The organism is Dokdonia sp. R78006 (genome assembly GCF_042466145.1).
GTDB lineage: Bacteria > Bacteroidota > Bacteroidia > Flavobacteriales > Flavobacteriaceae > Dokdonia.
Genome location: NZ_JAXHBU010000001.1, coordinates 525001 through 538179, shown reverse-complemented (window position 1 = coordinate 538179; position 13179 = coordinate 525001). Strand labels below are relative to the sequence as shown.

The window sequence follows — 13179 nt, the reverse complement described above, 5'->3', positions numbered from 1 at the left end:
CGCTAGTTAATCTTGTAAATCAATACCGAGTTACTACCTCCCTGAGTTACAAAACCTAGAGACTTATTGCTTCGTAAAAAGCCAACATCTGCCTTAGAGGTTCCATAGATAGGAAAGTTAGGTAGTAATACACCTTTATTGTCATAGATATAGACTTCGCTAGATTCTGTATTGGTGATAGCAATGTATTGTGATTTTCCAGTGCTTGAGATACTAGGCGAAGTATAAGTCCCAAAGGCAATTTCTCTCTTCTTACCATTTACCACAAGTTTGTTTTCTCTCAAACCTACTTTCAATTTATCCTCAATAGCGATTTTTGAATCCGATTGAAAATCTGAAATACTCTGGGTAAGCTTCCCAGAAGTGTTAATGCTCACTTTCTCACCATTAACTGTAAAGGTTTCAAAGTTGTTGCCATACTTATATATAGGAGTATCTCCAAAGTTGATTTTTTCTTTAACGTCAATTCGCGTTTTTCCTGTGCGATTTAAGATGTGCAGCTTCCCGCTATTCTCGGCAATCGTGATATAATCTTTGTTACCTATGCGCATATGTGCTGGAGGATATAAAATTGCACTTCCTGCTTCTCTAAAGGTAAATCCAGAAACAGCTTTTGCATTTTTATCATACATCAGTACTTTATCGTTTTGTACGATGACAAAACGGTAATTACTGTTATTGTCATAGTCGAAGATAGAAAGCGGTTGCGTGATGTTATCTTTAAAAGAGAGCGGATAAGGACTCACTTCTTTACCATTACGATCCAACACATAAAATGAAGACGGCGTCGTAAAAGCGAGTTGCAATCTGCCATTACGATATAAATCAATCTGCTGCACGTTACCTAGTATTTGACCATCTAGGTCTTTTTGCCACAATACTTTTCCTGCATTACTTATTAGATATAGCGTGTTGTTTACGTCTTGTACCACTACATCCTTCCCATTAGTACGATGATTTGTTACTAGCTGCGGCGTCATTGTGATATCTGCGCTTAGTTTTACATTGGCAATTTGAGCAATATTTGCATCTGTAGTAGCCTCATCGTTCTTGAGAATTGCCATATTTAGTAGCAAATAGTCCTTTTCTTGTATGAGTTGTAGCGCGCTATAATCATAGCCATCCAGAGTGATATCTTTTAATACTTTTTGACCATCTTCTGAGGCGAGCTCTTTATATGCATTACTGCTCAGACTAGAAATATGTAAATAACTAGACGCACGACTTAAAGTGCTTTCCGTGTTCTGGAAGGTAGCGCTGTTAGATAAGGTTGCTTTATTCTGATAGTTGGCAATTACAGTTTCTAGAGCTTCTTGATTTTCGGCAAAAAGATAGAAGTCATCTATAGATGCGTATAAAGTAGGAGATGAAAGATTGAGTAGAGGTGAGTACGCTTTCGCGAAAGCGGAACCCATATTAATCGCATAGATGGAAACCTTTCTAAACTCAGCTTTTTCTGAAGCGCTCGCGAGTTCATTGCCAGTAACCGTAATATCTGTAGAAACTCCTACTATTACTTTCCCTTTAGGCAGATGAATCATTCCTACCTCTGAGAAACTAGCAAAAAGATCCTCTCTTGCAAGCGTATATTTAGAGAGATCTAGTTTTAAAAAATCTGCTTTACTAGATTTAAACTGCTGCCAGTCGTCATAGGTGATAGCCTCTACAGCAATTGCAGCCGTAGGAGTAATAGATGCAATTCTATTCACTACTGGTTGTGTGTCTTTAAGTAAGCTTAATCTTTGTGATGTAGAATCTTGCACCAGCGCAACACCACTCAATCTGATGTCATTGTTATCCAAGTCAACATCTGCGGCAGTCCAAGAAAACGAATTTTTGAGCGCATTTGCTGTTGCATTAGGAAATAGACTTTTATACAAGCTAGCACCTTCTGATCCTCTTATGAATATAGAAGCCGTAGCGCTATTGCTAGAAGAGGTGTATGCTTTTTCAAAAAGGTTATCTTCATAGATGTCTGTGTTATCCTCTCTCAATACATTTTCTAAAAGAATTTTTGATGTACTAGCAATGAGCACGTCCTTATATATAAGATAATGCGCAGTTCCGCCTAATGTTTTAATAGTAGGGTCCTTAAGTGCTGCTTCTTTCATTAGTAGCGAGTCTCCTTTAAAAAGCGAAGCATGCGCTTTTGTGATCATACTAATGTCATAGTCATTACGGCCTAGTTTTGTATAACACAACAAGGTCTCGCCATCTGGTTGTATGTCTTTAAACAATGTCTGCCCTTTAACTAGGGTTTTATAAAGTGCCGTAGGAGCTAGCTCTTGTATAAGGTCATTATTTACAAGTGCACTTTTAAGATCCTTAAAGTCATTAGTCTTTATGACAACCGCCGCTTTGCGAGGTATATATTTAGTAAGAGAAGATGATGCCTTTGGTGTAGTATCGCAACTAGCGAGAATAACAAGGCTAAAAAGTATGTAAAAGAAAGATTTCATAAGTGCGCTTAAGGTGGGTTCAAAAATACAACCTCAGTCTTGAGAACTTCTTGAGAACCTCATATTGTTATTGACTACTTTTTAAACAAGGGATTAGCTGTTATTCTTAAACGTAAAATCTAGTTCGTATTGTTCTGGAAGTAACTTAAAGCTCTTGCGATGATACTTTGTAATACCATATCTGCGTATAGCCTCTCGATGTTCCTTGGTGGGGTATCCTTTGTTTTTCTTCCAATTGTACATAGGGAACTCTTCGTGTATGAGATTCATATATTCATCACGAGCAGTTTTTGCAATAATAGACGCAGCAGCAATAGGCAAGTATTTTCCGTCGCCCTTTATGACTGTGGTGTGGTCAATCTTAGGGAAAGGTTTAAACCGATTGCCGTCTACAAGAATGTGTTGTGGTTTTTTTTGCTTTCGCGAAAGCGTACTTATCATACTTTCAATACTGCGGTGCATTCCTAAGATGGAAGCATTAAGGATATTAATATCGTCTATCTCACTCATCATAACATGAGCAAATCCGTAAGCAATTGCTTCTTCTTCTATAATAGGTTTGAGTAATTCACGTTTCTTCTCTGTGAGAAGTTTAGAATCTGTAAGTATCTCGTTAATGAAGTTGTCTGGAAGCATTACGGCAGCAGCAGTAACAGGGCCTGCGAGGCAGCCACGGCCAGCTTCGTCCGTGCCACATTCTATGAGATGAGTATGATATTTGAGTTTAAGCATCTTTGTGGAGCTGAAAATACGAGGTTCGAGGATAAAAATGTAATTTTGACGCTATAATTTTTTTGTATGAGAGGAGTTTTGATTTTATTATTTTGCCTGTTGCAAACCATGCTTTTTGCACAAATTTCTCGAATTCCTACTAAAGGGTCATCTACGGGTATTATACAGCAAGACAATAATAGTGATCCTCTTAATGCCAGAGAGGTTTCTTCTACTAACATAAAGAAGTTTGAAAGACCTCCAGTCGAGGATTATAAAATCATATCAATTGCTAGAGATACTACGCATGTAGATACTACACTTAACATAAAGAAGGACTACAAATTTAATTACCTGCGTAAAGATAGATATGGCTTATTGCCATTTGCAAACACTGGGCAAACTAATAACACGCTCATCTATGACTTTAATAATAGACGTACTACACCGGGATATATAGCGCAGGCTAGACATTTTGCATATATGGAGGTAGAAGATATTAATTACTATCATCTACCTACGCCGCTTACAGAATTGTTTTACAGAAGTGCCTTTGAGCAAGGGCAGCAGCTAGATGCATTCTTTACCTTAAATATACATCCACGACTTAATATGTCTATTGCATATAAAGGAGTGCGTAGTTTAGGTAAATATCAAAATGCCTTAACGAGTTCTGGTAACTTTAGATTTGCAAGTAGCTATCGTACTAAAAACGATAGATATCATATAAGAGGACACTGGGTTGCACAAGATTTATTAAATCAAGAAAACGGCGGACTTACAGAGCAAGGTATAGAGCAGTTTAATAGTGGTGAAGGAGACTTTAGTGATAGATCAAGATTACCTGTAAACTTTGAGGATGCAGAAAGTATACTTGATGGGACACGCATATATGTTAACCATCATTATAATCTTGTACAGAAAAAAGATAGCCTCAAGGATTATAGTCTTAGAGTCGGGCATATTTTTAATAGTGAGAATAAGTTCTATACTTATAGACAAGACGCGGCAAATGCAATTTTTGGTGAGGCGTTTAGTCAGACCAGTTTTTCAGATAGAACAGATCACGAAGAAACCTATAATGAGATCAATGCTGTTTATGAAGATAAAAAGCTAGGGCAGCTCAAGTTTCAAGCAAACGCTTTGTATTATGATTATGGATATAACGCAGTGCTTATTCAAGATGCAGATGGGGATGGTGTTTCTGAGCGTGTGCCTAACAGATTACAGGGTACAAATATTGCTGTGGGTGGAGCTTACAAAAATAGGATTGGGGGATTTGATATAGAAGGAGAGGCACAGGTAAATGTGGTGGGTGATTTTGATGGGTACAATATATATGGAGAAGCGGGATATTCGATAGCAGATGATAAGCGATTCTCTGTGAGCATTCTTAGTAATGCAAGACAAGCTAGTTTTAATCACTTACTGTTTCAAAGTAATTATTTAAACTATAACTGGTCTAATCAAGACAACTATGCTACTGTAAAAACAAATACGCTAGCAGCACAACTAGATGCAAAGAGTCTCGTAAATCTTGAGGCGTCTGCGTCTACTATAAAGGACTACGCATATTTTGGACTTGGGGAAGACGGGCTTGTAGCGTCTCGTCAATCTGGAGAAGCGGTAAATCATTTAAAGATAAGTGCAAATAGAGATGTCAAGTTTGGTAAGTTTAACCTTGATCTCACGGCTACCTATCAAAACGTAACAGGGGCAGAGGGTGTGCTCAATGTTCCAGATGTCGTAGGGAGAGGTAGTTTTTACTTTACAGACCGTCTCTTTAAGAAAGCATTGTTTTTACAGACGGGTATCACAGCAAACTACTTTACTAAGTATAACCTCAATGGCTATGATCCTATCTTAGCTGAGTTTTATGTACAAAACACAGAGGAGCTAGGTAACTTTCCATTATTGGACTTCTTTATTAATATGAAAGTCCGCCAAACAAGAATCTTTATAAAAGCAGAACATTTCAATAGTAGTTTTACAGGAAACGACTTTTACAGTGCCCCTGGATATCCATATAGAGACTTTAATATACGTTTTGGTATCGTGTGGAACTTCTTCTTATAGGTAGTTTACGCTTTCGCGAAAATATCTAGGGTAGTTTTTGCCGCTATTTGATGGTTGCTGAGGTAGGAATTGCTAGTTTCCCTGAGTTTTTAGGGTGTAAAACAGGGTTCTTTTATAGTTGTTGAGGTGTCAATCAAATTATTTTAAAAGCTATTTCTTGAGTTTACAGTGAGTTGCATTTTTTCTTAAAATTTTCCTAAGAATATTCTTGTCAGATTAGAACTTCGGTGTATCTTTGCCACCCGCTTAACAGCAAGCGGTTGTTCTTTTAAATGTCTTCAAAAAGTTTGTTTTTATTTCTTCAAATTATTTTTCAAAAGATAGTTTGTGATTAGGAAAAAGGTTGTAGTTTTGCAGCCGCTAACAAATGGAGGTTATTTGGGAGTTATGTTCATTGCGATTGTTGCTTAGTTTTAGAGGTTGAAAATTAAATTTTCAATTATTTTTAAGATTAAGTTGTGAGTTTAAAAAACAGTTGTATATTTGCACCCGCTTAGAGAAACAGTAACATATCTAGCGAAGTTCAAAAGTAATTTATTGAGATGTTTTGGAAGATTAGTTAGTCTAATTTAGGGTTCGAATCCTTAGCATTTACAAGAGTTTTCTATTATTAATATTGGTAGAGAAAGTTCATTGATTTATTGAATTGACAGCGCGTATTAATACCTTCGGGTATTATTACAAAGAATTTGAAAACTAGAAGTTTATTATTGACCAGATATTTCGAGTCGTGAGGAGTTAAATTTATTTACAATACACGATGAAGAGTTTGATCCTGGCTCAGGATGAACGCTAGCGGCAGGCTTAACACATGCAAGTCGAGGGGTAACAGAGGTAGCTTGCTACTTGCTGACGACCGGCGCACGGGTGCGTAACGCGTATAGAATCTACCTTATACTGGGGGATAGCCTTTGGAAACGAAGATTAATACCCCATAGTATGTTTGAATGGCATCATTTGGACATTAAAGTTTCGGCGGTATAAGATGACTATGCGTTCTATTAGTTTGTTGGTAAGGTAACGGCTTACCAAGACTACGATAGATAGGGGTCCTGAGAGGGAGATCCCCCACACTGGTACTGAGACACGGACCAGACTCCTACGGGAGGCAGCAGTGAGGAATATTGGACAATGGAGGCAACTCTGATCCAGCCATGCCGCGTGTAGGAAGACTGCCCTATGGGTTGTAAACTACTTTTATATGGGAAGAATAAGGTCTACGTGTAGACTGATGACGGTACCATAAGAATAAGCACCGGCTAACTCCGTGCCAGCAGCCGCGGTAATACGGAGGGTGCAAGCGTTATCCGGAATCATTGGGTTTAAAGGGTCCGTAGGCGGGCATATAAGTCAGTGGTGAAAGTCTGTGGCTCAACCATAGAATTGCCATTGATACTGTATGTCTTGAATTATTGTGAAGTGGTTAGAATATGTAGTGTAGCGGTGAAATGCTTAGAGATTACATAGAATACCGATTGCGAAGGCAGATCACTAACAATATATTGACGCTGATGGACGAAAGCGTAGGTAGCGAACAGGATTAGATACCCTGGTAGTCTACGCCGTAAACGATGGATACTAGTTGTTTGGTCTTCGGACTGAGTGACTAAGCGAAAGTGATAAGTATCCCACCTGGGGAGTACGTTCGCAAGAATGAAACTCAAAGGAATTGACGGGGGCCCGCACAAGCGGTGGAGCATGTGGTTTAATTCGATGATACGCGAGGAACCTTACCAGGGCTTAAATGTAGATTGACAGGACTAGAGATAGTTTTTTCTTCGGACAATTTACAAGGTGCTGCATGGTTGTCGTCAGCTCGTGCCGTGAGGTGTCAGGTTAAGTCCTATAACGAGCGCAACCCCTGTGGTTAGTTGCCAGCGAGTAATGTCGGGAACTCTAGCCAGACTGCCGGTGCAAACCGTGAGGAAGGTGGGGATGACGTCAAATCATCACGGCCCTTACGTCCTGGGCCACACACGTGCTACAATGGTAGGGACAGAGAGCAGCCACTGGGCGACCAGGAGCGAATCTATAAACCCTATCTCAGTTCGGATTGGAGTCTGCAACTCGACTCCATGAAGCTGGAATCGCTAGTAATCGGATATCAGCCATGATCCGGTGAATACGTTCCCGGGCCTTGTACACACCGCCCGTCAAGCCATGGAAGCTGGGGGTACCTGAAGTCCGTCACCGTAAGGAGCGGCCTAGGGTAAAACTGGTAACTAGGGCTAAGTCGTAACAAGGTAGCCGTACCGGAAGGTGCGGCTGGAACACCTCCTTTCTAGAGCTTGTCCCTGTGGAGTGCGCAATGCGTTGCGCTCTAACATACAGCAAACGACTTACGACCGAAAGGTTAAAATAGGTTTTAGTTTTCAATAGCTGTCGATTTAATTTTAATAAAACAAGTAAATAGTAGTTAGACTTTAGTGTATAGTTTTATACTTAAGACTATTACTTAACGACTATAGATTGTTTAATTACAGTCTCATAGCTCAGCTGGTTAGAGCGCTACACTGATAATGTAGAGGTCGGCAGTTCGAGTCTGCCTGAGACTACTAATTAATAAGTAGATATATTTTAAAAGATGTATTTGATTGTTAGTTACGCTTTTGCGAAAGCTTAATAAATCGCGATGTTCATTTTATTGCATTTTGAAGGAAATTTTAGAAGTTGAGAATCATTACTTCGTCATTCGAAAACTGATGTCATCATCGGAATTTCATAAAAATGGGGGATTAGCTCAGCTGGCTAGAGCGCCTGCCTTGCACGCAGGAGGTCATCGGTTCGACTCCGATATTCTCCACCAAGATAGTTACTTTATAGTAGTTATCATCCTTAGGTATAAAGGATATAGTTTTTAAAAACACAGGATTCACGAGAGTGTAATACGTTTTTATTTACATAGATATTATACTGATTATTGGAAAACGTTCATTGACATATTGGGAAATAATTAAAGAATACGAGAAGTCGTATGTAACCTAGCCGGTTATATACGCAAGAATATGAATATAATATGATTAACTCATTATAATATAAAGGTTTATGTATTTTATACATAAGCCCTTAAAAGAGCAATAAGTACAATAAGCTAATTAAGGGCGTATGGGGAATGCCTAGGCTCTCAGAGGCGATGAAGGACGTGATAAGCTGCGAAAAGCTACGGGGATCTGCACACAAGAATTGATCCGTAGATATCCGAATGGGGCAACCCACTATATTGAAGATATAGTACCAGAAATGGGGCAAACCCGGAGAACTGAAACATCTAAGTACCCGGAGGAGAAGAAAACAATAGTGATTCCGCTAGTAGTGGCGAGCGAACGCGGATTAGCCCAAACCAGTAATGTTACGGCATTGCTGGGGTTGTAGGACCACGACATTTTGTGCTTTATGAATTAGAATACTTTGGAAAGAGTAGCCATAGACGGTGATAGCCCGGTATAAGTAAAGACAGTTACAGATAGTGGTATCCTGAGTAGTGCGGGGCACGTGAAACCCTGTATGAAACTGTGGGGACCATCCCATAAGGCTAAATACTCCTGAGAGACCGATAGTGAACCAGTACCGTGAGGGAAAGGTGAAAAGAACCCTGAATAAGGGAGTGAAATAGAACCTGAAACCATACGCTTACAAGCGGTCGGAGGTCCTCGGACTGACGGCGTGCCTTTTGCATAATGAGCCTACGAGTTACTTTAACTAGCAAGGTTAAGACTTTTAGAGTCGGAGCCGTAGCGAAAGCGAGTCTGAATAGGGCGTTTAGTTAGTTTGAGTAGACGCGAAACCGTGTGATCTACCCTTGGGCAGGTTGAAGCTTTGTTAACCCAAAGTGGAGGACCGAACCCGTTGACGTTGAAAAGTCTTGGGATGACCTGAGGGTAGGGGTGAAAGGCCAATCAAACTCGGAAATAGCTCGTACTCCCCGAAATGCATTTAGGTGCAGCGTTGATTTATAGTTTTATAGAGGTAGAGCTACTGATTGGATGCGGGGGCTTCACCGCCTACCAATTCCTGACAAACTCCGAATGCTATAAAATGTTAATCAGCAGTGAGGGCATGGGTGCTAAGGTCCATGTCCGAGAGGGAAAGAACCCAGACCATCAGCTAAGGTCCCCAAATGTATGTTAAGTTGAAAAAACGCGGTTGGATTGCTTTGACAGCTAGGATGTTGGCTTGGAAGCAGCCATTCATTTAAAGAGTGCGTAACAGCTCACTAGTCGAGCGATCCGGCATGGATAATAATCGGGCATAAACATACTACCGAAGCTATGGGATCCTGCACGAGCAGTGATCGGTAGGGGAGCATTCTGTTTGCGTTGAAGGTGTACTGTGAGGTATGCTGGAGCGTACAGAAAAGAAAATGTAGGCATAAGTAACGATAATGCGGGCGAGAAACCCGCACACCGAAAGACCAAGGTTTCCTCAGCTATGCTAATCAGCTGAGGGTTAGTCAGGGCCTAACGCGAACCCGAACGGGGTAGTGGATGGACAACGGGTTAATATTCCCGTACCTGCTCACATTAAAAGCGACGGATTCGAAAAGTTGGTGCGCACAGACGGAATTGTGCGTTGAAGGAAGAGGTAACTCTCCGATAGTACACTGAGACTACGGTCAAGGTGATAATCCAGCAAATCGAGTTCCAAGAAAAGCAAGTGAAGCAGCCTGTACCGTAAACCGACACAGGTGGTTGGGATGAGAATTCTAAGGTGCTCGAGAGATTCATGGCTAAGGAACTAGGCAAAATCGACCCGTAACTTCGGGAGAAGGGTCGCCCATCTTCGGATGGGCCGCAGTGAAGAGGTCCAGGCGACTGTTTATCAAAAACACAGGGCTCTGCTAAATCGAAAGATGATGTATAGGGCCTGACACCTGCCCGGTGCCGGAAGGTTAAGAGGAGGGTTTAGCTTCGGCGAAGATCTGAATTGAAGCCCCGGTAAACGGCGGCCGTAACTATAACGGTCCTAAGGTAGCGAAATTCCTTGTCGGGTAAGTTCCGACCTGCACGAATGGTGCAACGATCTGGACACTGTCTCGGCCATGAGCTCGGTGAAATTGTAGTATCGGTGAAGATGCCGGTTACCCGCTGTGGGACGAAAAGACCCCGTGCACCTTTACTATAGCTTCGTATTGGCTTTGGATAAGTAATGTGTAGGATAGGTGGGAGACATCGAAGCTGCGTCGCTAGGCGTGGTGGAGTCATTGTTGAAATACCACCCTTTACTTATTCGGAGTCTAACTTCTGTGAGAAGAACAGTGCGTGGTGGGTAGTTTGACTGGGGTGGTCGCCTCCAAAAGAGTAACGGAGGCTTCTAAAGGTTCCCTCAATACGGTTGGCAATCGTGTGTAGAGTGCAATGGCATAAGGGAGCTTGACTGAGAGACCTACAAGTCGATCAGGTACGAAAGTAGAGCATAGTGATCCGGTGGTTCCGCATGGAAGGGCCATCGCTCAAAGGATAAAAGGTACGCCGGGGATAACAGGCTGATCTCCCCCAAGAGCTCATATCGACGGGGGGGTTTGGCACCTCGATGTCGGCTCGTCACATCCTGGGGCTGGAGAAGGTCCCAAGGGTTGGGCTGTTCGCCCATTAAAGTGGCACGCGAGCTGGGTTCAGAACGTCGTGAGACAGTTCGGTCTCTATCTACAGTGGGCGCAAGAAATTTGAGTGGATCTGATCCTAGTACGAGAGGACCGGATTGGACTGACCGCTGGTGTACCAGTTGTTCCGCCAGGAGCATTGCTGGGTAGCTATGTCGGGAAGGGATAAGCGCTGAAAGCATATAAGCGCGAAACCCACCACAAGATGAGATTTCTTTAAAGGGTCGTGGGAGACTACCACGTTGATAGGCTATAGGTGTAAAGGCAGTAATGTCATAGCCGAGTAGTACTAATAACCCGTAAGCTTATGTACGCTTCCTCCGCTAGCAATAGCGGAGGAGGAAACTCTTTTAATAGATTAAATAAGTAAGATTACCTATACCATATACTTCAAGTATTACTTTAATTACTTCCTTTTATGTTAAGATATTTGTGCATCAAAGATGCACGCTTTAGGCAATAGTCCTTAAGCAAGCGGCGCAAGCCAACTGCTTATAGTCTATAACCGAAGCTAAAACTAAGGTGGTTATAGCGACGGGGCTCACCTCTTCCCATTTCGAACAGAGAAGTTAAGCCCGTCAGCGCCGATGGTACTGCACTCGTGGGAGAGTAGGTCGCCGCCTTTTTAAGGCTCCAATACAACTATTGTATTGGAGCTTTTTTTATCAAATCTCATATATTAGTCTCTTATTTTTAATTTAAATTATTTTTAAAAAGATAGTTTGTGATTAGGAAAAAGGTTGTAGTTTTGCAGCCGCTAACAAATGGAGATTATTTGGGAGTTATGTTCATTACGATTGTTGCTTGGTTTTTAAGGGTTGAAAATTAAATTTTCAATTATTTTTAAGATTAAGTTGTGAGTTTAAAAAACAGTTGTATATTTGCACCCGCTTAGAGAAACAGTAACATATCTAGCGAAGTTCAAAAGTAATTTATTGAGATGTTTTGGAAGATTAGTTAGTCTAATTTAGGGTTCGAATCCTTAGCATTTACAAGAGTTTTCTATTATTAATATTGGTAGAGAAAGTTCATTGATTTATTGAATTGACAGCGCGTATTAATACCTTCGGGTATTATTACAAAGAATTTGAAAACTAGAAGTTTATTATTGACCAGATATTTCGAGTCGTGAGGAGTTAAATTTATTTACAATACACGATGAAGAGTTTGATCCTGGCTCAGGATGAACGCTAGCGGCAGGCTTAACACATGCAAGTCGAGGGGTAACAGAGGTAGCTTGCTACTTGCTGACGACCGGCGCACGGGTGCGTAACGCGTATAGAATCTACCTTATACTGGGGGATAGCCTTTGGAAACGAAGATTAATACCCCATAGTATGTTTGAATGGCATCATTTGGACATTAAAGTTTCGGCGGTATAAGATGACTATGCGTTCTATTAGTTTGTTGGTAAGGTAACGGCTTACCAAGACTACGATAGATAGGGGTCCTGAGAGGGAGATCCCCCACACTGGTACTGAGACACGGACCAGACTCCTACGGGAGGCAGCAGTGAGGAATATTGGACAATGGAGGCAACTCTGATCCAGCCATGCCGCGTGTAGGAAGACTGCCCTATGGGTTGTAAACTACTTTTATATGGGAAGAATAAGGTCTACGTGTAGACTGATGACGGTACCATAAGAATAAGCACCGGCTAACTCCGTGCCAGCAGCCGCGGTAATACGGAGGGTGCAAGCGTTATCCGGAATCATTGGGTTTAAAGGGTCCGTAGGCGGGCATATAAGTCAGTGGTGAAAGTCTGTGGCTCAACCATAGAATTGCCATTGATACTGTATGTCTTGAATTATTGTGAAGTGGTTAGAATATGTAGTGTAGCGGTGAAATGCTTAGAGATTACATAGAATACCGATTGCGAAGGCAGATCACTAACAATATATTGACGCTGATGGACGAAAGCGTAGGTAGCGAACAGGATTAGATACCCTGGTAGTCTACGCCGTAAACGATGGATACTAGTTGTTTGGTTTTCGGACTGAGTGACTAAGCGAAAGTGATAAGTATCCCACCTGGGGAGTACGTTCGCAAGAATGAAACTCAAAGGAATTGACGGGGGCCCGCACAAGCGGTGGAGCATGTGGTTTAATTCGATGATACGCGAGGAACCTTACCAGGGCTTAAATGTAGTCTGACAGCTTTAGAGATAGAGTTTTCTTCGGACAGATTACAAGGTGCTGCATGGTTGTCGTCAGCTCGTGCCGTGAGGTGTCAGGTTAAGTCCTATAACGAGCGCAACCCCTGTGGTTAGTTGCCAGCGAGTAATGTCGGGAACTCTAGCCAGACTGCCGGTGCAAACCGTGAGGAAGGTGGGGA

The 13179-nt window shown here is 41.6% G+C and carries 3 protein-coding genes, 2 tRNA genes and 4 rRNA genes (1 of these 9 only partly in view); 7 read left to right on the top strand and 2 right to left on the bottom strand.

Translation table 11 applies throughout. The features are described 5' to 3' along the window. Positions 1–2: 2 nt before the first annotated feature. A complete protein-coding gene (locus tag SJY37_RS02500; RefSeq protein WP_379952800.1) occupies positions 3–2459 on the bottom strand; it encodes a hypothetical protein in 2457 nt (818 codons plus the stop codon). Positions 2460–2552: 93 nt separating this feature from the next. Further along, entirely contained in the window at positions 2553–3191 is a 639-nt protein-coding gene (locus tag SJY37_RS02495; RefSeq protein ID WP_379952799.1) for a ribonuclease HII, read from the bottom strand. Between the two features lie 108 nt (positions 3192–3299). Here SJY37_RS02495 and SJY37_RS02490 point away from each other — a divergent pair, with 108 nt between their 5' ends. The 7 genes from SJY37_RS02490 to SJY37_RS02460 form a co-directional block, all read left to right on the top strand. Further along, positions 3300–5246: a putative porin gene (locus SJY37_RS02490; protein ID WP_379952798.1), complete on the top strand. Its 1947-nt coding sequence runs from the start codon at positions 3300–3302 to the stop codon at positions 5244–5246. A gap of 757 nt (positions 5247–6003) precedes the next feature. Then, positions 6004–7527: ribosomal RNA gene (locus SJY37_RS02485) — 16S ribosomal RNA — on the top strand. Positions 7528–7727: 200 nt separating this feature from the next. Then, positions 7728–7801 (top strand) — tRNA-Ile (locus tag SJY37_RS02480). Positions 7802–7975: 174 nt separating this feature from the next. After that, positions 7976–8052: transfer RNA gene (locus SJY37_RS02475), tRNA-Ala, on the top strand. A gap of 279 nt (positions 8053–8331) precedes the next feature. Next, positions 8332–11157, top strand: a 23S ribosomal RNA gene (locus SJY37_RS02470). Between the two features lie 206 nt (positions 11158–11363). Then, a 5S ribosomal RNA gene (gene rrf, locus SJY37_RS02465) occupies positions 11364–11471 on the top strand. Between the two features lie 529 nt (positions 11472–12000). Then, positions 12001–13179 (top strand): 16S ribosomal RNA (locus tag SJY37_RS02460) (it continues 345 nt past the right edge of the window). The 16S, 23S and 5S rRNA genes sit together here with 2 tRNA genes alongside, the layout of an rRNA operon.

Excerpts from the sequence above, each read along its gene's own strand:
- SJY37_RS02500 (WP_379952800.1), bottom strand. The coding sequence starts at position 2,459 with ATGAAATCTTTCTTTTACATACTTTTTAGCCTTGTTATTCTCGCTAGT.
- SJY37_RS02495 (WP_379952799.1), bottom strand. The coding sequence starts at position 3,191 with ATGCTTAAACTCAAATATCATACTCATCTCATAGAATGTGGCACGGAC.
- SJY37_RS02490 (WP_379952798.1), top strand. The coding sequence starts at position 3,300 with ATGCTTTTTGCACAAATTTCTCGAATTCCTACTAAAGGGTCATCTACG.